A 21978-nucleotide genomic window follows, 5' to 3' on the forward strand; every position below is an offset into this window, starting at 1 on the left:
GCTATTTCACGAACTGGTTGAGTTCGATGATGGGCTGCAGCACCGCCAGCACGATGAGCATCACGATGAGGCCCATGGAGACGATGAGCAGTGGCTCCAGAATGGTGGCCAGTTGCAGCGCGCGGCGCTGCACCTCGTTGCCCATCTGGCGGGCGGCGCGTTCCAGCATCGTCGGCAACTGCCCGGTCTGCTCGCCCAGGCGTGCGAACATCGCCAGCAGCGAGGGAAAGCGCCGGGTGCGCGCCAGCGCCGAGGCCAGCGGCGCGCCTTCGCGCACCAGCGCGAGCGCGTTCAGCGCATCGGCGCGCAGGGCCTGGTTGGAGAGCGTCTCGGCCGCTGCCTGCAAGGCCTTCAGGATGGGCACACCGGCACTGGCGAGCATGCCCAGCGTGCCGGCAAAGCGCGCCGCGTTGTAGCCGCGCGCCAGGCGCCCGAGAATGGGCAGGCGCAGCCACCAGCCATCAAATTTCTCACGAAATCGAGCATTTTCGAGCGCCAGACGTGCGCCAGCAGCTATCACTGCAATAGCGATGAGAACCACCCAGCCATAGTGCCGCACGAAATCGCTGATGCCCAGCATCACCACCGTCAGCAGCGGCAGCGCCCGCTTGCTGCCGGCAAACACGCTCGCCACCTGAGGCACCACATAGCCGACGAGAAACAGCACGATGGCGATCGCCACTACGGTGACGATGGCCGGATAAAGCGCCGCGCCGACCAGTTTGGCGCGTAGCTGCTGGCGCTCTTCCAGGTCATCGGCCAGGCGCTCCAGCACCTGCGCCAGGCCCCCGCTGGCCTCGCCCGCGCCAATCACTGCGCAGTAAATCGGCGAGAACTCGCGCGGAAACTGCGCCAGCGCGCGGGCGAAGGGGCTGCCGGCGTTGACCTCGGCGCGCAGCGAGGCGAGCAGGTGGCGCTGGCGCTCGTCGTCGGCCTCGTCGGCCAGCGCGGTGAGCGCACGTTCCAGTTGCAGGCCCGAGCCCACCAGCCCGGCGAGCTGGCGCGTCCAGACCGCGAGCGTGGTGGCGTTGAAGACCGGGCGCGTGAAGAGCCGCTCGCCAAGCGACGTGCTGGCGCTGCTGCCAGTGGCCAGCGTTTCCACCTCCAGCGGCACGAGGGACTGCGCCCGCAGCAGGCTGCGCGCAGAGCGCGCGGTGTCCGCCTCCAGCGTGCCGCGACGCACGCGGCCTTCGCTGTCCAGGGCTTCAAACGAGAACGCGGGCATGGTATGGCAATGGTAAGGCGCACTCCGCCCTATGTGTTGGCCTGTGCGGCGATTTCCAGCGAGCGCAGGCGCAGGTCGGCATTGAAGACATCGCTCACCAGCATGAACTCGTCGGCCTGTGTCGCCTCATGGATGGCGGCGAAGCCCTCACGCACTCGTTCGGGGCTGCCGACGACTGCCAGCGCCAGAAAATCGGCAATCGCCATGCGTTCGGCCTCACCCAGTTGCGCCAGGAAATCCTGCACTGGCGGCGCCAGCAGCCCGCGCTGGCCAGTGACGATGCCCAGCACGCGCTGGTAGGTGCTGCTGGCGAGGAATTCTGCTTCCTCATCCGTGGGAGCGGCGATAACGGGCACGCCGACCATGGTCAGCGGCCGGGACAGGGCCTTGGACGGGCGAAACCGGCTGCGGTAGAGCTCCAGCGCCGGCATCAGCAGGCGCGGCGCGAAGTGCGAGGCAAAGGCGTAGGGCAAGCCTCTTTCGGCCGCGAGCTGCGCGGAAAACAGGCTGGAGCCGAGCAGCCAGATCGGCACCTCGGTGCCCGCGCCCGGCACGGCGGTGATCGCCTGCCCGGGCTCGGCGGGCGCCAGCAGGCGCTGCAGTTCGGCCACATCGCGCGGGAAGTCCGCCTCGCTCTCGACACGGTCGCGCCGCAGCGCGCGCATGGTGGCGCGGTCGGTGCCGGGCGCGCGCCCCAGGCCCAGGTCGATGCGCCCGGGGTAGATCGATGCCAGCGTGCCAAAGGCCTCGGCCACGATCAGCGGCGCGTGGTTGGGCAGCATCACGCCGCCCGAGCCGACGCGGATGCGTGAGGTGGCGCCGGCGACATGGCCGACCAGCACCGCGGTGGCCGAGCTGGCGATGCCCGGCATGTTGTGGTGCTCGGCAAGCCAATAGCGCGAAAAGCCCAACTCCTCGGCTTTGCGTGCGGTGCGCACGGTGGTCGCGATCGCCTCGGCGGGCGTGCCGCCCGCGCGCACGGCAACGAGATCAAGCATGGAAAGTTGCGGTTTCTTCATGGCGATCAATTGTGCCGCCTGCAGTGCAGCTTTGGCTCATGTGTCCATAATGCCCGACGTAGCAACGACGGAGACCAACGATGGCTTTGGTGTTGACGAGTACCGATGTGGCCGAGCAGCAGACGCTGGCCAGGACCTTTGTGCACAGCGCGATGGGCGCAGGTGGCGAGAACCTCTCTCCCGGGTTGAGCTGGAGCGGCGCCCCGCAAGGCACCAAGAGCTTTGCGCTCACCCTGTACGACCCGGATGCGCCCACCGGCTCGGGCTGGTGGCATTGGGTGGTGTATGACATCCCGGCAAGCGCTACCGGCCTGCCGCGCGGCGCCGGCAGCGCGGGCGGGGCTTTGCCCGCCGGGGCCAGGCAGGGGCGCACCGACTTCGGCACTGCGGGCTATGGCGGCGCAGCACCGCCGCCGGGGCATGGACCGCACCGCTACGTCTTCACGCTGCATGCACTGAATGTGGAAAAGCTGGATGTGCCCGCGGACGCTACCGCCGCCTATGTGGGTTTCATGATCCACTTCGCCAGGCTGGGCGAGGCGAAGCTCACCGCGAAGTACGAGCGCTAGCCGCTCAATCGCGCGTGACGCGCAGCACTTCTTCGCGGCTGGTGATGCCGGCGGCGATCAGGCGCTCGGCGTCTTCGCGCATCAGTTGCATGCCGCCGGTCTGGGCCTGGGTGCGGACGGCGGCTTCGCTCGCCTGCTGGTGGATCAGGGTGCGTATCGGCTCATCCACCGTGAGCAGTTCGAACACGCCGGTGCGCCCCTGGTAGCCGGTCTGCCCGCAGGCGTCGCAGCCCTTGCCGTGGCAGGTGCTGCAGAGCTTGCGCACCAGGCGCTGTGCCAGCGCGCCCAGCAGCGACGATGACAGCAGAAACGGCTCCACCCCCATGTCGGTCAGGCGCGTGACGGCGCTGGCGGCGTCGTTGGTGTGCAGCGTCGCCAGCACCAGGTGGCCGGTGAGGCTGGCCTGAATGGCGATCTGTGCGGTCTCGAAGTCGCGGATCTCGCCGATCATGATCACGTCCGGGTCCTGGCGCAGGATGGCGCGCAGCGCCTTGGCGAAGGTCAACTCGATGCGCGCGTTGACCTGCGTCTGGCCGACGCCGGGCAGCTCGTATTCGATCGGATCTTCCACCGTCATGATGTTGCTGCGCGCGGCGTCCAGGCGCGTGAGCGCGGCGTAGAGCGTGGTGGTCTTGCCTGACCCGGTCGGGCCGGTGACGAGCAGGATGCCGTGCGGCTGGGCGATCAGGTGCTCGAAGCGCGCCAGCACCTCGCCTTGCATGCCCACGGATTCCAGGCTGAGCTTGGTCCCGCTCTTGTCCAGCAGGCGCAGCACCGCGCGCTCGCCGTGCGCGTTGGGCAGGGTCGAGACGCGCACGTCGATGGCGCGCGTGCCCAGGCGCAGGCTGATGCGCCCGTCCTGCGGCAGGCGCTTTTCGGCGATATCGAGGTCTGCCATGATCTTCAGGCGGCTGATCAGTGCCGCGTGCAGTGCGCGGTTGGGCTGCACCACCTCGCGCAGTTGGCCATCGACGCGAAAGCGCACGCTCGAATGGCGCTCGTAGGGCTCGATGTGGATGTCGCTCGCGCCGTCGCGCGCCGCCTGCGTCAGCAGCGCGTTGAGCATGCGGATGATGGGTGCGTCGCCAGCCGATTCAAGCAGGTCTTCGACCGCGGGCAGTTCCTGCATCATGCGCGAGAGGTCGGCTTCTTCCTCGACCTCGCTGACCACGGTGGCGGCGCTCGATTCGCCCTGGGCGTAGGCGGTGCTGATGCGCTGCGCGAGCTCGGTCGCTGGCTCCTGCTGCAGCACCACCGACGGGTGCTTGCGCAGCACCTCGGAGAGCGGCCCGGGCTGTGGCGCCGGGCCATGCCAGAGCAGCAACTGCCCGCCGTCTTCCTCCAGCAGCAGCTGGCTGGCGCGGGCAAAGGCGTAGGGCAGGGGGTAGCGCATCGCGACGATTGGCTATTGCAACGGCTGGGGCATGTTGCCCGACAGGGGTTGGTACGGTGGGTGACCGGGTGGGCGCGTCACGCTGGGTGGCAGCGGGGCGGGCACGTCGCCCTTCTTGACGGTGCCCGGCAGGGGTGGCAGCACGGGCGCATCGTTCACGCTGCGCAATACGGCGCGCGGCTCGGGCTGGCTGGTCTGCTGCAGCGCGCGGATGGCATCGTAGCGGTCCTGCACCAAGGTCTCGCTGGTGGCGTTGTCGCGGATCACCACAGGGCGCAGGAACACCATCAGGTTGGACTTCTGGCGCGTGCGCGATTCGCTGCGAAACAGGTTGCCGATCACCGGCACATCGCCCAGCAGCGGCACCTTGTCCTCGCCGCGCGAATAGCTGTCTTCCAGCAGGCCGCCGAGCACGATGATGCTGCCGTCGTCCACCAGCACGGTGGATTCGATCGCGCGCTTGTTGGTCGAGGGCCCGTAGGTGTTGGTCAAGGTCGATTTGTCGACGTTGGAAACTTCCTGGTAGAGCGTGAGCTTGACGGTGCCGTTCTCGTTGATCTGCGGGCGCACCCGCAGCATCAGGCCCACGTCCTTGCGGTCCACGGTCGTGAAGGGGTTGACCGAGCCGTTGGCGCCGCCCGTGTTGGTGAACTGCCCCGTGGGAAAGGGCACGTTCTCGCCGACGATGATTTGCGCCTCTTCGTTGTCCAGCGTCAGCAGATTGGGTGTGGAGAGCACGTTGGCGTCGCCGGTGTTCTCCAGGAAGTTGGCCAGTGCCCCGAGGTAGTAGCGACCGTTGATGCGCGGCGCGACGGCGGCGTTGAAGCCTGAGCCTGGCATGCTCTGGGCGATGGTCTTGGGGTCGCCGCTGGCCGCTGCCAGCGCCAGGCTCAGGATGTTGGGCCCGGCGACGCTTGAATTCGTGCCCAGCAGCCCCAGCGTGCCGCTGCGCCCCAGCACGCTCTGCCACTGGATGCCGAATTCGGCCACCTTGTTGGCGCTCACTTCCACGATCAGGCTTTCGATCAGCACCTGCGCGCGCCGGCCGTCGAGTTTGTCGATCACCGCGCGGATCTGGCGGTACAGCGGCTCGGGCGCGGTGATGATGAGCGAGTTGGTCGCCGGGTCGGCCTGGATGATGCCGCCGGTGGAGACAGACTCCTGCTGGCCGCCGGCGCTGGTGCCTGCCTGCGCCCCGCTGCCCAGCCCGCTGGACATGGATGTGGCACCTGCGCCCAGGCCGTTGGCGGCCCCGCCCGTGGCGCTCAGCCCGCCCAGGGCGCGGCTGCGCCCTGGGGCGGCCGTTGTGCCGCCCAGGCCGGCGGTTGCGGTGCTGCCTTGGGCCTGGCCCTGGGCATCGACGGCCAGCGCCGCGCGCAGCGTGGTGGCCAGGCGCACCGCATCGGCGTTCTTGAGGTAGACCACGTGGATGTTGCCGCTGGTGTTGCCGCCGGTGGTGGCGGCCGGCTGGTCCAGCTGTGCGACGAGCGCCCGCACCTGCGCCAGGCGCGCCGGATTGGCCGCGCGCACGATCAGCGCGTTGCTGCGCGACTCGGCCAGCAGCGTGGTCTTGTAGGAGGTATCGGTCTGTGCCTGCGCGTTCGCCGGTGCGCCAGCCGTGGGCGTTCCGCCTTCGATGAGGCGCGCCACGAGGGGCGCCAGCTCGCCGGCGACGGCGTGGCGCAGCGGGATCACCTCGACATCGGTGGCATGCGCCACATCCATCGCCGCGATGATGCGGCCGATGCGCCGCAGGTTGTCGGCGTAGTCGGTGATCACCAGCGAGTTGTTGCCCGGGTTGGCGTTGATGGTGTTGTTGGGGCTGATGAGCGGCCGCAGCACCGGCACCAGGTTGTTGGCATTCTCGAAGTTGAGTTTGAAGATCTGCGTGGCGATCTGCCCGCCCGTGGCCACGCCCTGGCCGCCGCCGGCCGAGACGGCGACGGTGTCGGTCTGCAGCTTGGCATCGGCCTCGGGTACGACCTTGTACAGGCCGCTCGCCTCCACCACGGTAAAGCCTTGCAACCGCAGCGCGGCGAGGAATTGGTCGAACGCCACCTTGGGCGTGACCGGATTCTCGGTCGAGAGCGTGAGCTGCCCCTTGACGCGCGGATCGACCACCACGTTGCGCCCGGTGATCGTGGCCATGGTGCGCGCCACCGCATCAATGTCGGCATTGACGAAGTTCAGCGTCACCGGCTCGCTCGCCTGAACGCTGGCTGCCACTCTCGCTGGTTTGGAGCGATTTTGGGCGTTTGCGCTTACTGCAATTGCGCAAGCAGCTATCAACAAGAGAGTATTTCTGAGCAATCCAGCGGGCCTGAAAAACATGGGTCAACCAATCGTGATAACGGAGCGCGCGCCGCTGCGCCGCCCGATGATATTGAGCAGGTTGGCCAGCACCGCCTCGCTGCCCGGTGCTGCCGTCGCTTCGCCGGTGAAGCGCAGGCGCTGACCCACCCATTGTCCGTCGCCTGAAAGCTGCAGTGCGCCTTCCAGCGTGGCCAGTGCCAGATGGGCTGCAGCGCCGCCGGACAGCGTGGCGCGATAGCTGCCTATCGGATGCAGGGTGGAGAGGCGCGAGGACATGTTCAGCAGATCCAGCTGCACCGTGCCCGCCAGTTCGATGCGGCCCTGCGCCCAGGAGAGCGCAAGCCCGGTGGTCGCCAGCGCCAATTGCCCCTGCAATTGCACGGTGTTCCATGGCGTGCCCAGCCCCGCGAGCAGCGCGGCGGGCCAGCGGCTCTGGCCATCGTGCACCTGCAGTTGCAGCGCGCCCAGGCCAAGGCGCGCATCGACGGCAATCGGCGTGCTGGTGCAGCAGTCGAATTGCAGCAGCGCATGGGCGCCGTCCGGTGCGGGCCGCAACTGCCAGTGCATGCGCCCGGGCAGCGCGAGGGCATCGCGGCTGCCGCTGCCGCCGGTCAATTGCAACTGTGCCGAGCCATTCCAGACCGTGCCCTGCGTGTCGGCCAGCCGCACCTGGCCTTGGCTGGCGCGTGCCAAGGCGGCCGCCAGCCAATGTGCCGGCGCCAGCAGTGCGAGCGCAGGCAGCAGCCCCAGCAGCAGGCCGATCAGCGCCCAGCGCCAGAGGCTGCGCGCGGCGACGGCGGTGGCGGGGTTGCGCATCATGGTGTCGGCAGCGCCAGCACGATGCTGCCGCTCCAGCGCACCGGCAAGGCGGTGCCGACGCGGCTCAACTGCGCCTGCACCGGCGCTGCCTGACTGCTGGCGCGCACCTGCGCCAGCCAGGCGGCGACGGCGCTGGCGGGGGCGTCCGTCAGCGTGACGGTGGCGCGAGCACCCGCGATGGTGGTTTTTGCGCTGGCGCCAAAGGCGGCCTCGACGCTGCTGCGCAGCAGCGCTGGCGCGTCCGCACCCGGGTGGCGCGGCGCACCCTGCAGTTGCTCGGCCTGCGCCTGCAATTGCTGCATCTGCTGCCATTGGGCATTGGTCTGCGCATGGCGTGCGGGCGAGGCGCGCAGCGCCTTCAAGGGCGGCGCCAGCAGCAGCCACCACAGCAGCGCCAGGGCAACGAGGACCGCTGCCGCGTGCACCAGCGTGCGTTCGCGCGGCGCCAACCGGGCCCAGCGCGCCGCCAGAGCTGCGGGGGTCTTCATGGCGTGGCTCCTGCCGGTTGCAGTACCAGGGCGCCATCCTGCTGGCTGGCGCGCAGGCCGCGGGCGGCCAGTGGTGGTGCCAGCGCCGTGCGCTGCGCCTCGGTCAGCGTAAGCCCGCTCAGGCGCAGCGCGCCTTCGGCGTAGTCGATGCGCGTGGGTATCTGGTCGGCCGGCAGCACGCTCGCGGCCGCGGCCAGCAGCGGCTCCAGGTCGCGCTCATCCAGGACGCCGGTCTGCTGGCGCAGCAGCGCCACTTCCTTGCGCATCTGCACCGGTGCATCCACCACCAGCTTGACCTGCGGAAAAGCCTGCTGCAGCACGGCGCGCGCGGCCGCCTGCTGGCTCGCCAGGACGCGCGCATCCTGCCAGGCCCAGAGGTTGAGTGCCGCCACCTGCAGCAGCGCCAGCAGGCCCAGCGCCCAGCGTGCAGCGCGCCATTGCGGCGCCCGCCACAGCGCATTGATGCCCGTGCCTAGCCAGCGCAGCGCGCGCTGGCGGCCGTTGTTGACCAGATCGAACTGCGCCAGATCCCAGGGCCCGCTGGCAGCCGCGAGCAGCGCTTCATCCTGCGACAGCAGCGGCACGGCCTGGCCGAACAGGCGCTCGGCCAGCGCCGCCACGGCCGGCTCGGCGCGCACGCTGGCGCTGGGCGGCAGCAGCGCGGTCAGCCCGGGCGCGGGCAGCCCGGGCGCGGGCAGTGGCAGCAGGGTGACGGCCTGCTCGGGGCCCATGCCGGCCAGTACGGCGCTGGCCTCTTCCGGCGTGCCGATGACGGTGCATTCCGGCTGCCCGCTGGCCGTCGGACCGGGCGCATGGGCGGGCACGATGCGATCCACGCGGTGGCCTGCGGCTTCCAGTGCGTGCAACGCGCCTTGCAGCCAGGCGCGATCGCAGACCGCGACCCAGAGCGGGACCCCGGCCACGGCCTCGGGTGGCAGCGCAAAGTGCAGCTGGGCCGGATCGTCCAGCAATTGTTCTTCCAGCAGGCCTTCGAGCACGGCGCGCAGGCGCTGGCGTTGCGCCAGCGCGCCCTGCGGCAGGGTCACGCGTTGCCAGGAGAGCTGGCGTGGCGGCACCACCGCCACGGTCTCGCCGGTGCGCCCCGGCTGGGGCAGCAGTGGCGCGCTGCAGCGCCCGCTGCGCGTGACGTGCCTGCCGTCGCTCGAGAGCACGTAGTGCAGCTCGGTGGCAGCGGTCAGTGCCTGGGCCGGCAGGGAAAGGGCAAGCGTACTCATGGCGGGGATGCGCGAGGCATTGTAGGTGGCGCATCGGCGTCGCCGGGTTGTTTTGTCGCGGCGGCAATCCAGCCGGCGCGATCGCGCCAGAGCGTGCGCGCGGCGCCGCGCTGCTTGAAGAGCAGCGAGCGCTCGCGCACCACGATGCTTCCCAGGCGCAGCTGGCCGCGCACCTCAAAGTAGCTTGAGCTCACATCGTGCAGGTCGGCGCGCAGTGCATTCGGCTTGGAAAGCCGACTGCCGGCATCGCTGAGCTTGGCGAAATAGTGCGCATCGCGTGCCTGCGTGAGCTGCTGCGCCTCGGCCAGCGAGAGGCCGTCCGCGCTGGCCCACAGCGCCACGGCGGTGGCGGTGTTGATGTTGAGCTTGGTGCGCACCGGCAGCAGTGTGGCGTAGGGCGTCAGGCGGGTGATAACGGCGGGCGGCACCCCCCACCATGACAGCTCATCCATGTTGCGCGGCAGTAGCGGCGCGTCGGCATCGGCCGGCGTGTCGGTGCGCGTGGCCTGCACCATGGCGTCCGCCAGGTGGTCCAGCAACGCGGCATCCAGCCCCAGGTAGCCAAACAGCCGCACGAACTGGCGCATCGCCAGCGCATCGACGGCATTGCCCTGCGCCAGGTTGCGCAGGTTCAGCCGCCCCTGCTGGTCGGTGATGGTGCCGGAGAGGAAGGCGTCGCCGGTGTCGGTGCTGGCATCCGCTGCCACGCCGTGGTCGGCGGCGAGAAAGGTGGACAGGCGCGCTTCCTCCAGTGGCACGGCCCAGGGTTCGGTCAGGTTGTCGGTGCCGTCGCCGCGCGCCAGCGAATCCTCGCGCAGGATCAGCCGCGACCAGTCCAGCGCGCCGATCAGGATCCACGCCGATTGCACGCGCGCGCGCTCGGCGGTTTCCACCTCCACCGCGCGCCACTGCTGCCACAGCGCCGAGGCAGCAAAACTCGCCACCAGCGTGACCACCAGCATGGCCGCCAGCAGCGCCGCACCGCGCTGGCGCAGGGGGTGCGTCATGACTTGTTGCCCCCCACGGTGGGGTTGACCCAGTCGCGCGTGATCTGGCCCGAGAGCGCCCCGCCTGCGGGCAGGCTGAGTTGCAGGCGCAGGCCTTCGGGCAGCGCGGCTGTGGCGCTGGCGCCTGCTGCGGGGGTGGGCGCCAACACTCCGGGCACCGCGCTGGTGGTGCCGGTAGAGAGCGCATTCGCCCAGGCGCCATCGCGGTAGAAGAATAGCTGCCAGCCGGCCAGCGGCAGCAGCACGGTCTCGCTGCGGCGCGTGGCGGCATCCGGCGTGCGCGCCCAGCTGGCCGCCTGCTGCCAGGCGGCGTTCCACTGTTCGCGCGTGGCCACCGGCGCGGATTGCCAGCGCAGCCACTGGTCGGTGCCATCGGCATTGCGCAGCGCCCAGGCAACGACGATCACCCCGGCATCGCCCGCCCGGCTGCTGCGCCGCGTGAGAAGCAGGGCCTGCCCGTCCCAGGCGATAGCGCTGGTGTGCTCCAGGGTCTGGATCGCATCCAGGTCGGCGCCCCACTGGTCCAGCACCGTCTGCAGCGTGGCGACCGCGTCGGCGTGCTCGCGGGTCTGGTGCTGGGCGCGCACCATGGCGTCAAGCCCGCGCCAGCTCACGATCGCCAGCAGCGCCAGCACGGCGATGGCCACCAGCAGCTCCACCAGCGTGAAGCCGCGAGAGTGGTGCGGAACATGCTCCTGCATCAATAGCGGCCTACGATGGTGGACAGGCGCAAAACCGGAATTTGACCCGCGGTAACCCGCGCATCTACGCGGCGAAACTGCGGGTTCGGCGTCGGCGTCACCTGCAGTGTCACCTGGTACTCGCGTCCGGCCTGCACACAGGGCCCGCTGCTGTCGCCCAGCGAAGGCATCTGGTGCGACAGGCGCATCGCCACCAGCGCGTTTTCGGCGCAGATGTGGGCCAGCGTCACATCGGTCTGCCGTGCGCTGGCGCGCGTGAGAGCCGAGATCGCCTGTGAGCCCGCCAGCAGAGCGATGGCGACGATGCCCAGCGCCACCAGTACCTCCACCAGCGTGAAGCCGCGTGCGCCCGTCTGCGTCATTGCAGCGCCTGCGCCGTGAAGGGGCGCAGCCCGTCGGTCGCCACGCGCACCGCCTGACCCGGCAGATCGGCATTGATGATCACCACCTGCTGTGCGCCGATGAGCGGCTCGGGGCCCAGCCAGAGCACCGCAGCGCCGCGCACACCGGTCTGCGGCAGCAGCCAGTGCGTCGGCAGGCTAGTGCCCGGGAGACCGTCAAAGCGGAACCCTGTGGCATCCGCCTGCCAGCGCACCATGGCGCCCGAGGCGCGTGACTGCGCCCGTGCCGATTCGAGCAGTGCCGCCAGGCGCTCGCCTTCGCGCTGCAAGCGATCGCGTCCGCTGTCCTGCAGCGCAAAGCCCACGCCCGCCGTGGCCAGCGCCATGATAGCCACCACCACCAGCAGCTCCAGCAGCGTGAAGCCGCTAGAGCGGTGGCTGTGGGCGCTACTGCCAGCTGCCGATGTCCGCATCCTTGCCTTCGCCGCCGGGCTGGCCGTCCGCGCCCAGCGACATCACGTCCACTTCGCCCTTGATGCCCGGGTTCAGGTACTGGTAGGCGTGACCCCAGGGGTCCGTCGGCAGCTTTTCCACATAGGGGCGCCAGTTGGGTGGGATCGGCGGAGTCGTCGGTTTGCTGACCAGCGCCTGCAAGCCCTGCTCCGCCGTTGGGTAGCGCAGGTTGTCCAGTTTGTAGAGCTTGAGCGCCTGCATCAGGTTGGTCACGTCGGTGCGCGCGGCGGTGGAGCGGGCATCATCCGCGCGGTCGAGCACATTGGGCACGATGAGCGCTGCGAGCACGCCGATGATGACCAGCACCACCATCAGCTCGATCAGGGTGAAGCCGGCGGCGCGGCGCAGGCGGGCAAGGGCGGACGGCAGGGGCACGGGGCGGCTTTCGATGGCTACAGGGGCAAGCCGCTCAATGATAATGGCGCCATGCCCGCTGTTGCACGTCCCCGCTGGACCTTGCGCCTTGCGACCCTGTTGTTCTGGGCGTTGCTGGGCGTGAGCCTGGCCTGGTGGGGGCTGAAGCTATCGCGCCCTGCCGGTGCGCCCCCGGTGCCGCTGGCCGCCCCTGCGCCGCTGGCGGTGGATGCACAGGCGCTGGCACGGGCGCTGGGCGCGCAGGCCGCGGCAAGCACAGCTGCCGCACCGGCGCCTGCGCGCTTTGTGTTGCAAGGCGTGTTGGCTGGCACCCAAAGCGGCGACGGTGCAGCGCTGATTGCGGTGGACGGCAAGCCCGCCAAGCCCTACCGCGTCGGTGCCGAGCTACAGCCCGGGCTGGTTGTGCAATCCCTGGGCCGACGCGAGGTGCACCTGGGCGCGGCTGCCGAGGGCGATACGGCGATGACGCTGGAGTTGCCGCGCAAGCCGTAGCTGGCGCCTGCGTGTTCAGTGCCCGTTGGCCTACAGAAACAGGCGGTAGGCCGGGTTGTTCGTCTCTTCGATGTACGGATAGTCCAGCGCCCGCAAAAAGGCATCAAACGCCTGACCATCCTGCGGCGGCACCTGCAAACCGACGAGGATGCGGCCATAGTCCGCGCCCTGATTGCGGTAATGGAACAGCGAAATATTCCATGATGGCGCCATCAGGCTCAGGAATTTGAACAGTGCACCGGGCCGCTCGGGAAAGGTGAAGCGCATCAGCCGCTCATCGCGCGCCAGGTCGGAATGCCCGCCGACCAGGTGGCGCAGGTGCTCCTTGGCCATCTCGTCGTGCGTCAGATCGAGCGCGGCAAAGCCATTCTTCTCGAAAGTCCTGGTGATTTTTTCCGATTCGCCCCGGCTGTGCGTTGAAAGCCCGACGAACACATGGGCACGTTTGGCGTCGCTGATGCGGTAGTTGAATTCGGTCACGCTGCGTGGCCCGCCCGGCAGCGCGCCCACAATCTCGCAAAAACGCCGAAAGCTCCCGCGCTCCTCCGGAATCGTCACGGCAAACAGCGCCTCGCGCTCCTCGCCCACCTCGGCGCGCTCGGCGACGAAGCGCAGCCGCCCGAAATTCATATTGGCGCCCGAGAGGATGGCGGCGTAGGTTTCGCCCTTGGTTTTGTGCGTGGCCACGTACTGCTTGATCGCCGCCACGCCCATCGCCCCGGCCGGCTCGACGATGCTGCGCGTGTCGATGAAGATGTCCTTGATCGCGGCGCAGACCGCATCGGTATCCACGCGCACATAGTCATCCACCAGTGCCGAGGCGACGCGAAACGTCTCCTCGCCCACGATCTTCACCGCCGTACCGTCGGAAAACAGCCCCACGTCATCCAGGTGCACGCGCTGGCGTGCCTGCGCCGATTGCGCCATTGCGTCCGAGTCCAGCATCTGCACGCCAATGATCTTCACCTCGGGCCGTACCGCCTTGATGTAATTGGCCACGCCGGCAATCAGCCCGCCGCCGCCGATCGGCACGAAGACCGCATCCAGCCGGTTGCCACCGATCTGCTGCACCTGCTGCAGGATCTCCATCGCCACCGTGCCTTGCCCAGCGATCACCTCGGGGTCGTCAAACGGGTGGATGAAGGTCAGCCCCTGCTCGCGCTGCAGCCGCACCGCATCGTCGTACGCGTCGGAATAGCTTTCCCCGGTCAGCACCACTTCGCCGCCCAGGTTCTTCACCGCGTCCACCTTCACCTGCGGCGTGGTGGTTGGCATCACGATCACCGCGCGGGTGTTCAGGCGCGCCGCGCTCAGCGCCACGCCCTGCGCATGGTTGCCGGCCGAGGCGCAGATCACGCCCTTGGCAATCTGCTCCGGGGTCAGCCCCGCCATCTTGTTGTAGGCGCCGCGCAGCTTGAAGCTGAACACCGCCTGCTGGTCCTCGCGCTTGAGCAGCACCTTGTTGTGCAGCCGTCGTGACAGCGCCTTGGCCGGCTGCAGCGCGGATTCGATCGCCACGTCGTACACCCGCGCCGTCAGGATCTTCTTGAGGTAGTCAGAGGGTGAAAGCGGCGCGGCCATGGGGGATGTTGCAGTGCAAAATACGGGGCCGCCATCATAGACCGCGCCGCGGATTCGCATCGTGTGCGAGACAATCGACCGATGGATTCACGAAAGGCACCCACCATGGAATGCACCGTCAGCTGGACCGGCGCCGCAGGCACGCGCTCGGGCATGGGTTTTGTTGCGGAGACCGGCAGCGGTCACGTCATCGCCATGGATGGCGCGCCCGACGACGCCCGGCCGGAGAACGGCGGGCGCAACCTCGCCCCGCGCCCGATGGAAACCGTGCTCGCGGGGGCCGGCGGCTGCACCGCCTACGACGTGGTGTTGATCCTCAAGCGCGGCCGCCACGACGTGCGCGGCTGCAGCGTGCACCTGTCGGCCGAGCGGGCGACCACCGACCCCAAGGTCTTCACCAGCATCCACATGCAGTTCAGCGTCACCGGCCGGGCACTGGCGCGCGACGCCGTCGAGCGTGCGATCACGCTCAGCCACGAAAAGTACTGCTCGGCCATCGCCATGCTCTCGGCCACGGCGCGCGTGACCACCGGGTTCGACCTGATCGAGGCATGACGGTCCATAGCCGCAGCCGATCGTCGGCCTGTTGCCCAAGAACAACAAAAGACCGGTCTTCGCGGCGTTTGTCGGTGAATTGCTTTGCGTATCCGCCCGGTCTCTGTTGCAATACGTAGAACTTCCCCACCAGGAGGTTGGCCCGGCGAGGCAGCGCTCGCATGGACAAAGTCTTTCAGGCCGGAGCCTTCTATTTAACCTTGGAGTATTGGTAATGAAAAAATCTCTGATTGCCTTGGCAGTCTTGGGCGCCTCGGGTTTTGCGATGGCGCAATCGTCGGTGACTCTGTACGGTGTGGCAGATGGCGGTATCGGCAAGGCCCCCGGTGGAAAGACCGGTTTCGTCAGCTCCAACAGCTACACCAACAACGGCGCTTCGCGCGTTGGCCTGAAGGGTGTTGAGGACCTGGGTGGCGGCCTGAAGGCTGGTTTCAACTTTGAAACCGGCTTGTGGATGGGCACTGGCAATGCCTACGGTGTGCGCACTGGTAAGGATCTCACCGGTAATGACAAGCTCGTCAATCAGTTCTGGAACCGTAATGCAATGGTGTTCCTCGGCGGCAGCTGGGGTCAGTTCACGATGGGGCGTTATTACACCCCGTCTTTCTCCGCGCAAACGGGTTTCTGGGAGCTGACAGGCGCGGCCAACTACTCGGTCGTGCTCAACACCTATCTTATTGGTGGTGATAGCGTGTGGCAAGACAACCAATTCCGTTATGACGCCCCCAACTTCGGTGGTCTGTCCGGAAGCATTGCCTACACCACGAAGAATGACAACGCTGACTTGGCCACGGGCGTGACTCCCGGCTCCAAGTGGGCAGGTGCTGTGACCTATGCGAACGGTCCCCTGTCTGGCGCCCTGACCGTCAACAAGGTGCAAGGCCTGAAGACCGGCTGGAACTTGGGTGGCCGCTACAACATGGGTAACTTCATTGTTGCCGCGTCCTACAACGATGCCCGCAGCGTTCGCCGCGGTATTTCTATCGGCGGCACGGCGATCTTCGGCGCTGCTTCGGCCACTCTGGATATCACCCGTGATACCAAGAATGCAGCTGGCAAGCGCACCAACTTCGTGTTGGAAGGCAAGTACAGCCTGTCCAAGCGTACCTTTGCGTACGCTGACTACCTGCGTGTCGACCGCCGGAACAGCTACACCATCGGCCTTCGCCACAACTTCTGATGAAGCCGCTACCCTGTGGGTAGTGCCTGATTCAGCGAAAGCCGCCTTCGGGCGGCTTTTTTCATGAAGCAGCCCATGAAGCGGCTAGGCTATTGTGCAAGCGAGGTGAAATGTGAACCAATTGCAGGCGCTCAAAAGCATGACCACCGTGGTGGCGGATACGGGCGATTTCCATGAGCTTGCGCGCTTTGCGCCGCAGGATGCGACGACCAATCCCTCGCTGATCCTCAAGGCGGTGCAAAAAAGCGACTATGCGCCTTTGCTGCAGGCCAACAAGGCGCGCTGGCATGAGCGCTCGCTGGATGAGCAGATGGACCGGCTGATCGTGCGCTTTGGCTGCGAGATCCTCTCCGTCATTCCGGGCCGCGTGTCCACCGAGGTCGACGCGCGCCTGTCGTTCGATACCGAGGCCATGGTCACGCGCGCGCAGCAACTCATCGAGCTTTACGAAGCCGAAGGCATCCCTATCGACCGCGTGCTGATCAAGCTTGCCAGCACCTGGGAGGGCATTGAAGCCGCGCGGCGGCTGGAGGCGCGTGGCATCCATACCAACATGACGCTGCTGTTCTCCTTTACCCAGGCCGTCGCCTGCGCACAGGCCAAGGTACAGCTGATCTCGCCGTTTGTCGGCCGCATCTACGACTGGTTCAAGAAGGCAGCGGGCAGCAGCTGGGATGAAGCGGCGATGGCGGGGGCGAATGACCCGGGCGTGCAATCGGTCAAACGCATCTTTGACTATTACACGCATTTCAACATTGCCACCGAAATCATGGGTGCGAGTTTTCGCAATACGGGGCAGATTCGGGCGCTTGCAGGCTGCGATCTGCTGACGATTGCACCGGCATTGATGCAGGAACTGGGGGATAGCCAGGAACCTTTGGCGCGTGCGCTGGGCGCGCAAGCCGCGCAGGCGGCGCGCGTGGATTTCGTGCAATTGGATGAAGCCAGCTTTCGCTTTGCGTTCAATGAAGACGCAATGGCGACGGAAAAGCTCGCCGAAGGTATCCGCAGCTTCGCGGTGGATGCGCGCAAGCTGGAAGCGCTGATGCAAGCCTGATGACCGTCTGTGACCAAACCCCGGCCTGGGCCGCGCTGGAGCAGCATTGGGCGGCTGACATCCAGTCGCTGGATCTGAGCGCGGCATTCGCCCAGGATGGCGACCGGCTGGCGGCGCTGTCACAGCAGGCGCCGCTGGTGTTTGCCGATCTCTCCAAAAACCTGATTCGTCCCGCCACTGAATCATTGCTGCGGCAATTGGCCGGGGAGTGCGGCGTACAGGCGTGGCGCGATGCGACGTTTGCCGGTGAGACCGTCAACACGACCGAAGACCGCGCGGCGATGCATTGGCTGCTGCGCACGCCTGCGGATGGCGGGCTGCTGGCGGCATCGCCCATAGCGCAGCACTGGAGCGCGACCGTGCGTGAGGCGCTGGCCGAGGTGCATGCCACGCTGGACACCATGCTGGCGCTGGCCGAACAGGTACGGCGGGATACCGCGATTACCGACGTGGTGCACATCGGCATTGGCGGCTCGCACCTCGGGCCTGAGGTGGTGGTGCAGGCGCTGGAAGACTGGCATGACGCCGGCAAGTGCCTGCATTTCGTCTCCAACGTCGATGGCCATGAGCTCGGCCATGTGCTGCGCCGTGTGCGCGCCGAGAGCACGCTGTTCATCGTTGCCTCCAAGTCCTTCGGCACGGCGGAGACCATGCTCAACGCGCATTCGGCGCGTGCATGGTTTCTGGCGCAGGGCGGCAGCACGGATGCGGCGCGGCCGCTGTCGATCGCGCGCCACTTCGTGGCGCTGACCACGCAGGTGGAAGCCGCCGCGCGCTTCGGCATCACGCGCACGCTGGGTTTCTGGGACTGGGTGGGTGGACGCTATTCGCTCTGGTCGGCCATCGGGCTGCCGGTTGCGGTCGCCATCGGTGCAGAACGTTTTCGGGCGCTGCTGCAGGGTGCGCATGCGATGGATGCTCATTTTTTATTGGCGCCTGACGCCGCCAATCTGCCGCTGCGGCTGGGCTTGCTGGATGTCTGGTACCGCAATTTTGCGGGAGCGCCGAGCCGTTGCATCGCGCCCTACAGCCATGGCCTGCGGCGTTTGACGGCCTATCTGCAGCAACTGGAGATGGAGAGCAACGGCAAGCAGGTGACGCGCGCGGGCGAAGCGCTGGCGGTGCCGACGGCGCCCATCGTCTGGGGCGAGCCGGGCACGAACGGGCAGCATGCGTTCTTCCAGATGCTGCACCAGGGGCAGGACCTGATTCCCGTGGAATTCATCGCGCTGCGCCATGGCGGCAAATACCTGGGCGAGCACCACGAGAGCCTGGTCGTCAATGCGATTGCCCAGGCGCAGGCGTTGATGCTGGGGCGTGGCGGCGCCGCGCCCGAGCGCCGTTGCCCCGGCAACCGCCCCAGCACCTTTCTGCTGCTGGAGCAGCTCGATCCCGCCTCATTGGGCGCGCTGATTGCGCTCTACGAGCACCGGGTGTTCGTCTCGGGCGCGGTCTGGGGCATCAACAGTTTCGACCAGTGGGGCGTGGAACTGGGCAAGCAGCTCGCGGGCGATCTGCAGTCGCGCCAGGAGAGCGGCCAGTGGTGGGGCGTGGATGCCTCGACGCGCGGCCTGATGCAGCGCTTGCTTGGCGAATAAAAAAACCGCCGGCTTGGACGCCGGCGGTTGCATTTTCAGATAGGCGTTTCAGTTACTTGGGCCGTACCGCATCCGCCGTGCCCTGGATGAAGGCCTTGATGGCCTGCACATCGTCGTTGGAGAGCTTGCCGGTGAAGTCCGGCATGCCGCGCTCGAACGCCGGGCCCTTGAAGACGAACTTGTCCAGGTTGCTGATGATGCTGGCGTCGCGGTAGCCCAGGTTGGGGATGTTGCCGCCGCGGTCCACGCCCGGCACGCCGTGACAGAACAGGCAGTTGCCCACATACAGCGCCGCGCCGGCGTCGACCTTCTTGGGGTCGTACTCGACGCCCTGCACCAGTTTGCCCTGCTGGTAGGCGACGAAGTCCGGCATCTTGGCGTTGCCGCCGACGGCGAAGGTGAAGACCGTGCCCGGCCCCTGGTGCTCGGTGGCGCGGTTCATCAGGCCGTACACACCGCCCCAGCCGACGGCGACGGAGACGTACTGCTTGCCGTCCAGCAGATAGGTCATGGGCGCGGCCACCACGCCGGTGCCCACCGGGGTTTCCCAGAGCTTGCTGCCGTCCTTGGCGTTGTAGGCCGCCATGCGGCCGTCGGCCGTGCCCTGGAACACCAGGTTGCCTGCGGTGGTCAGCGTGCCGCCGTTCCAGGGCGAGACCTGCTCCACGCGCCAGGCTTCCTTCTGCTTGACCGGGTCCCAGGCGATCAGGCGGCCAAAGGGCTTGCTCTCGGGCGCAACGGCCGGCAGGAGCTTGGCCAGGTTCCAGCCCGTGCCCGACATGGGGAAGCCAGGCTCGGCCTTGTTGAACTTCCAGTCCTTGTTGTCCTGCATCACCAGCGGAATGTGCTGGGCCGGGAAATAGGCCAGCCCGGTCTGCGGGTTGTAGGACATCGGCATCCAGTTCTTGGCGCCGAACGGGCCGGGAATGGCGTCATAAGGCTTGTCGCCCTCGCGCGCGGCGGCGATCTCGATCGGGCGGCCGTTCTTGTCATAGCCGGTGGCCCAGTTCACCGGCACGAAGTTCTTGGCCGAAATGAACTTGCCGTTGGTGCGGTCGATGACGAAGAAGAAGCCGTTCTTGGGTGCGTGCAGGATGACCTTGCGCTTCTTGCCCTCGATGGTCACATCCGCCAGGATCATCGGCTGGGTGGAGGTGTAGTCCCAGTTGTCGCTGGGCGTTTCCTGGTAGTGCCACTTGTACTCGCCCGTGTCCGGGTTGATGGCGACGATGGAGGCGATGTAGAGGTTGTCGCCGCCGGCCGGGCTGCGCTCCTTGGAGGACCAGGGCGAGGCATTGCCGGTGCCGATGTACATGGTGTTCAGCTCGGGGTCGAAGGCCATGGTGTCCCAGACCGTGGCGCCGCCGCCATGCTCCCAGTACTTGCCGGCCGGATCCCAGGTCTTGGCGGCGTCCGCCATGGCCTTGCTCTCGTAGGGCTTGGAGGGGTCGCCCGGCACGGTGTAGAAGCGCCATTTCTGCTCGCCGGTCTCGGCGTCGTAGGCGGTGATGTAGCCGCGCACGCCGTATTCGGCGCCGCCGTTGCCGATGATGACCTTGCCCTTGTAGACGCGCGGCGCGCCGGTGATGGTGTAGGAGCCCTTCTGGCCTTCGAAGGTGTTCTTCGACCAGACTTCCTTGCCGGTGGCGGCATCCAGCGCGATCAGCCGGCCGTCGTAGGCGCCGACGAAGACCTTGCCCTTCCACAGCGCCACGCCGCGGTTGACCACGTCGCAGCAGCCCTTGAAGCCCTCGGCTCCCTTGTTGACCTTGGGGTCGTAGGTCCACAGGCGCTCGCCGGTCTTGGCGTTGACGGCATGCACCACGCTCCAGGCGGCGGAGACGTACATCACGCCACCGACGACCAGCGGCGTGGCCTCGATGCCGCGCGTGCTTTCCAGGTCGTAGGACCAGACCAGACCGAGATCCTTGGCGTTCTTGGTGTCGATCTGCTTGAGCTTGCTGAAGCGGGTTTCGGCGTAATCGAGGCCGACGGAGGGCCATTGCTCGGTCTTGGCGGTGTTGGCCTGGATGGACGCGCCGTCAACGCCCTTGGCGGCCCAGCTGCTGCCCGCGGCCAGTGCGAACACTGCGGCCAGTGCGAACACTGCGGCCAGTGCCAGCGCGGAGGTGCGGATTCTCATGGGTGTGTCTCCTCGGAATGGTTGAAAATGAAGCCGCGCATAGCATCCGTGAGAATGCCGGATCCGCCATCTAAGGACTAACCCTGATGTCACTTCTGTCCAAAACTGGAACACTGGCCCCGTCAGGAGGGCAGTAAGGCATATGTCTGTGAACTCTTTGGGCGCCACGGCCCATGCACCCCATCAGCTTTTCGCGCCGACGCATGCCGAGCGGGTGCAGCGGGCGCGCATCGATTTCTTCGAACAAGGCCTGCGGCCTTCAGGCCTGGTCAGCGAGGCGGTGATCCAGTCGTGGATGCGCTGCCTGCGGGTGTCTTCCAACCAGCGGCAAAAGGTGGCTTTCGAGCCCGTGTCGGCCAGCCGCCAACATGCGGCGCGCGAGCGCAGCCGCGGGCTGCTGGAACTGGCGCAGCCGCCGCTGCAGACCCTGGAACAGGCTTTGAGCGGCACCGGCGCCCATGTGCTGCTGACCAACGGCGACGGCGTGATGCTTTATGCCACGCCCGCGCCGCAGGGCCGCAGGATGCTGATGCATGGCGTGGCGCGCACCGGGGTGTGCGTGGCGGAAGCGCAGGTGGGCACCAACGCGCCGGGCGTGGTGGTGGCGACGGGAAAGGCCTGCACGGTGACGGCCTCGGAGCATTACTTCGAAGGGCTGCATGGGCTGCGCTGCGCCGCCGCGCCGATCCGCAATACGCAGGGGGCGCTGGTGGGCGTGCTGGATGTATCGGTGGAGAACCAGACCTTCGGCTTTGACCCGGCGGCCATGGTCGGGCTGTATGCCACGACGATTGAAAATGCCCTGCTGCGGGCGCAGGCGCGCGACCAGCTGGTGCTGCGCTTTCAGACGCATCCGTCGCTGCTGGACTCTCCGCTGGAAGGGCTGGCAGGCGTCGCGGCCGATGGAACCCTGGCCTGGACCAATGAAGCGGGCGCGCGCCTGCTGGGCTGCGCGGCGCCCGGGCCGCAGCAGATGTCGGCCCTGGAGCTGCTGGCGACCGATATGCGCGGCCTGCTGGGCCTGGCGCATGCCGATGCGGCCCGGCCGCTGCGCCTGGCCAGCGGCCTGGGCCTGTGGGTGCAGGTGCGGCTGCGCGAGGGCGTGCCCCAGCTGCAGGCCTGGGAGCTGCCCGCGGCGCAGCCGCCGGCCGCCGCCGTTCAGCCCGTGGCGCGGGAACAGGAGCAGGAGCCCCAGCCTGCGGCGACGCTGCGCGCGCACAGCCGGCAGTTGATACAGCAGACCCTGGCGGAGCAGGGCGGCAATGTGCAGCGCACGGCGCGCCTGCTGGGCATATCGCGCGGCACGCTGTACCGGCGCCTGCGCGAGCCGCAGTCTCCTGCGGATTCGTCTTCAGCCGTATGACTTCGTTGGTT

At 67.7% G+C, this 21978-nt stretch carries 21 protein-coding genes; 7 read left to right on the forward strand and 14 right to left on the reverse strand.

The genetic code is table 11. The features are described from left to right. Nucleotide 1 precedes the first annotated feature (1 nt). Both gspF and K320_RS0111805 read right to left on the reverse strand, forming a co-directional pair. On the reverse strand, nt 2–1225 hold the full coding sequence (gene gspF, locus K320_RS0111800; protein ID WP_024539046.1) for a type II secretion system inner membrane protein GspF: 1224 nt from the start codon (nt 1223–1225) through the stop codon (nt 2–4). A 29-nt stretch (nt 1226–1254) separates the two neighbouring features. Then, entirely contained in the window at nt 1255–2244 is a 990-nt protein-coding gene (locus K320_RS0111805; protein ID WP_029696088.1) for an LLM class flavin-dependent oxidoreductase, read from the reverse strand. 80 nt (nt 2245–2324) lie between these two features. Here K320_RS0111805 and K320_RS0111810 point away from each other — a divergent pair, with 80 nt between their 5' ends. Beyond that, on the forward strand, nt 2325–2813 hold the full coding sequence (locus tag K320_RS0111810) for a YbhB/YbcL family Raf kinase inhibitor-like protein (RefSeq protein ID WP_024539048.1): 489 nt from the start codon (nt 2325–2327) through the stop codon (nt 2811–2813). 4 nt (nt 2814–2817) lie between these two features. On the opposite strand, the gene K320_RS0111815 is transcribed toward K320_RS0111810, so the two are convergent. The 10 genes from K320_RS0111815 to gspG are packed head-to-tail and all read right to left on the reverse strand — an operon-like array spanning nt 2818 to nt 11998. Beyond that, nucleotides 2818–4206: a GspE/PulE family protein gene (locus tag K320_RS0111815; protein ID WP_024539049.1), complete on the reverse strand. Its 1389-nt coding sequence runs from the start codon at nt 4204–4206 to the stop codon at nt 2818–2820. Nucleotides 4207–4218: 12 nt separating this feature from the next. Further along, entirely contained in the window at nt 4219–6537 is a 2319-nt protein-coding gene (gene gspD / locus K320_RS0111820) for a type II secretion system secretin GspD (protein ID WP_024539050.1), read from the reverse strand. A 3-nt stretch (nt 6538–6540) separates the two neighbouring features. After that, nucleotides 6541–7338, reverse strand: a complete 798-nt coding sequence (gene gspN, locus K320_RS0111825) for a type II secretion system protein N (RefSeq protein ID WP_024539051.1) — start codon at nt 7336–7338, stop codon at nt 6541–6543. Continuing rightward, nucleotides 7335–7826: a type II secretion system protein GspM gene (gene gspM / locus K320_RS0111830; RefSeq protein ID WP_024539052.1), complete on the reverse strand. Its 492-nt coding sequence runs from the start codon at nt 7824–7826 to the stop codon at nt 7335–7337. The genes gspN and gspM overlap by 4 nt, the downstream gene beginning before the upstream one ends. After that, entirely contained in the window at nt 7823–9061 is a 1239-nt protein-coding gene (gene gspL / locus K320_RS0111835; protein ID WP_024539053.1) for a type II secretion system protein GspL, read from the reverse strand. Before gspL ends, gspM begins: the two co-directional genes overlap by 4 nt. After that, nucleotides 9058–10068, reverse strand: coding sequence for a type II secretion system minor pseudopilin GspK (gene gspK / locus K320_RS0111840; protein ID WP_024539054.1), 1011 nt, complete (start codon nt 10066–10068; stop codon nt 9058–9060). Before gspK ends, gspL begins: the two co-directional genes overlap by 4 nt. After that, on the reverse strand, nt 10065–10769 hold the full coding sequence (locus K320_RS0111845) for a PulJ/GspJ family protein (RefSeq protein WP_024539055.1): 705 nt from the start codon (nt 10767–10769) through the stop codon (nt 10065–10067). The genes gspK and K320_RS0111845 overlap by 4 nt, the downstream gene beginning before the upstream one ends. Next, nucleotides 10769–11131, reverse strand: a complete 363-nt coding sequence (gspI, locus tag K320_RS0111850; RefSeq protein WP_024539056.1) for a type II secretion system minor pseudopilin GspI — start codon at nt 11129–11131, stop codon at nt 10769–10771. The genes K320_RS0111845 and gspI overlap by 1 nt, the downstream gene beginning before the upstream one ends. Then, nucleotides 11128–11583, reverse strand: coding sequence for a prepilin-type N-terminal cleavage/methylation domain-containing protein (locus tag K320_RS0111855; RefSeq protein WP_024539057.1), 456 nt, complete (start codon nt 11581–11583; stop codon nt 11128–11130). Before K320_RS0111855 ends, gspI begins: the two co-directional genes overlap by 4 nt. Continuing rightward, complete coding sequence (gene gspG, locus K320_RS0111860) at nt 11558–11998, reverse strand: type II secretion system major pseudopilin GspG (RefSeq protein WP_281172639.1); 441 nt, start codon at nt 11996–11998, stop codon at nt 11558–11560. The genes K320_RS0111855 and gspG overlap by 26 nt, the downstream gene beginning before the upstream one ends. A gap of 51 nt (nt 11999–12049) precedes the next feature. On the opposite strand from gspG, the gene K320_RS0111865 reads away from it, so the two are divergent. Beyond that, complete coding sequence (locus K320_RS0111865) at nt 12050–12490, forward strand: type II secretion system protein N (RefSeq protein WP_024539059.1); 441 nt, start codon at nt 12050–12052, stop codon at nt 12488–12490. Between the two features lie 30 nt (nt 12491–12520). On the opposite strand, the gene ilvA is transcribed toward K320_RS0111865, so the two are convergent. Further along, on the reverse strand, nt 12521–14071 hold the full coding sequence (gene ilvA / locus K320_RS0111870; protein ID WP_029696090.1) for a threonine ammonia-lyase, biosynthetic: 1551 nt from the start codon (nt 14069–14071) through the stop codon (nt 12521–12523). Nucleotides 14072–14176: 105 nt separating this feature from the next. On the opposite strand from ilvA, the gene K320_RS0111875 reads away from it, so the two are divergent. The 4 genes from K320_RS0111875 to pgi all read left to right on the forward strand — a co-directional run bounded on the left by K320_RS0111875 (nt 14177) and on the right by pgi (nt 18461). Continuing rightward, complete coding sequence (locus K320_RS0111875) at nt 14177–14626, forward strand: OsmC family protein (protein ID WP_024539060.1); 450 nt, start codon at nt 14177–14179, stop codon at nt 14624–14626. Between the two features lie 214 nt (nt 14627–14840). Next, a complete protein-coding gene (locus K320_RS18400; RefSeq protein ID WP_024539061.1) occupies nt 14841–15806 on the forward strand; it encodes a porin in 966 nt (321 codons plus the stop codon). Between the two features lie 112 nt (nt 15807–15918). Next, nucleotides 15919–16863 (forward strand): transaldolase, encoded by a 945-nt coding sequence (gene tal / locus K320_RS0111885; RefSeq protein ID WP_024539062.1) that lies wholly within the window; start codon nt 15919–15921, stop codon nt 16861–16863. Beyond that, nucleotides 16863–18461 (forward strand): glucose-6-phosphate isomerase, encoded by a 1599-nt coding sequence (pgi, locus tag K320_RS0111890; protein WP_024539063.1) that lies wholly within the window; start codon nt 16863–16865, stop codon nt 18459–18461. The genes tal and pgi overlap by 1 nt, the downstream gene beginning before the upstream one ends. 52 nt (nt 18462–18513) lie before the next feature. Here pgi and K320_RS0111895 read toward each other — a convergent pair whose 3' ends face one another. Further along, complete coding sequence (locus tag K320_RS0111895; protein WP_024539064.1) at nt 18514–20604, reverse strand: PQQ-dependent dehydrogenase, methanol/ethanol family; 2091 nt, start codon at nt 20602–20604, stop codon at nt 18514–18516. A 142-nt stretch (nt 20605–20746) separates the two neighbouring features. Here K320_RS0111895 and K320_RS0111900 point away from each other — a divergent pair, with 142 nt between their 5' ends. Further along, nucleotides 20747–21967: a helix-turn-helix domain-containing protein gene (locus K320_RS0111900; protein ID WP_024539065.1), complete on the forward strand. Its 1221-nt coding sequence runs from the start codon at nt 20747–20749 to the stop codon at nt 21965–21967. The last annotated feature ends 11 nt before the right edge of the window (nt 21968–21978 follow it).

Source organism: Comamonas badia DSM 17552, from assembly GCF_000484635.1.
Lineage (GTDB): Bacteria > Pseudomonadota > Gammaproteobacteria > Burkholderiales > Burkholderiaceae_C > Comamonas_C > Comamonas_C badia.

Coding starts and splice junctions, on each gene's coding strand:
- K320_RS18400 (WP_024539061.1), top strand. CDS start 14,841: ATGAAAAAATCTCTGATTGCCTTGGCAGTCTTGGGCGCCTCGGGTTTT.
- K320_RS0111810 (WP_024539048.1), top strand. CDS start 2,325: ATGGCTTTGGTGTTGACGAGTACCGATGTGGCCGAGCAGCAGACGCTG.
- gspI (WP_024539056.1), bottom strand. CDS start 11,131: ATGACGCAGACGGGCGCACGCGGCTTCACGCTGGTGGAGGTACTGGTG.
- gspM (WP_024539052.1), bottom strand. CDS start 7,826: ATGAAGACCCCCGCAGCTCTGGCGGCGCGCTGGGCCCGGTTGGCGCCG.
- gspD (WP_024539050.1), bottom strand. CDS start 6,537: ATGTTTTTCAGGCCCGCTGGATTGCTCAGAAATACTCTCTTGTTGATA.
- K320_RS0111875 (WP_024539060.1), top strand. CDS start 14,177: ATGGAATGCACCGTCAGCTGGACCGGCGCCGCAGGCACGCGCTCGGGC.
- pgi (WP_024539063.1), top strand. CDS start 16,863: ATGACCGTCTGTGACCAAACCCCGGCCTGGGCCGCGCTGGAGCAGCAT.
- K320_RS0111845 (WP_024539055.1), bottom strand. CDS start 10,769: ATGCAGGAGCATGTTCCGCACCACTCTCGCGGCTTCACGCTGGTGGAG.
- K320_RS0111895 (WP_024539064.1), bottom strand. CDS start 20,604: ATGAGAATCCGCACCTCCGCGCTGGCACTGGCCGCAGTGTTCGCACTG.
- ilvA (WP_029696090.1), bottom strand. CDS start 14,071: ATGGCCGCGCCGCTTTCACCCTCTGACTACCTCAAGAAGATCCTGACG.
- gspL (WP_024539053.1), bottom strand. CDS start 9,061: ATGAGTACGCTTGCCCTTTCCCTGCCGGCCCAGGCACTGACCGCTGCC.
- K320_RS0111815 (WP_024539049.1), bottom strand. CDS start 4,206: ATGCGCTACCCCCTGCCCTACGCCTTTGCCCGCGCCAGCCAGCTGCTG.
- K320_RS0111855 (WP_024539057.1), bottom strand. CDS start 11,583: ATGCGGACATCGGCAGCTGGCAGTAGCGCCCACAGCCACCGCTCTAGC.
- gspN (WP_024539051.1), bottom strand. CDS start 7,338: ATGATGCGCAACCCCGCCACCGCCGTCGCCGCGCGCAGCCTCTGGCGC.
- K320_RS0111900 (WP_024539065.1), top strand. CDS start 20,747: ATGTCTGTGAACTCTTTGGGCGCCACGGCCCATGCACCCCATCAGCTT.
- gspF (WP_024539046.1), bottom strand. CDS start 1,225: ATGCCCGCGTTCTCGTTTGAAGCCCTGGACAGCGAAGGCCGCGTGCGT.
- gspK (WP_024539054.1), bottom strand. CDS start 10,068: ATGACGCACCCCCTGCGCCAGCGCGGTGCGGCGCTGCTGGCGGCCATG.
- K320_RS0111805 (WP_029696088.1), bottom strand. CDS start 2,244: ATGAAGAAACCGCAACTTTCCATGCTTGATCTCGTTGCCGTGCGCGCG.
- K320_RS0111865 (WP_024539059.1), top strand. CDS start 12,050: ATGCCCGCTGTTGCACGTCCCCGCTGGACCTTGCGCCTTGCGACCCTG.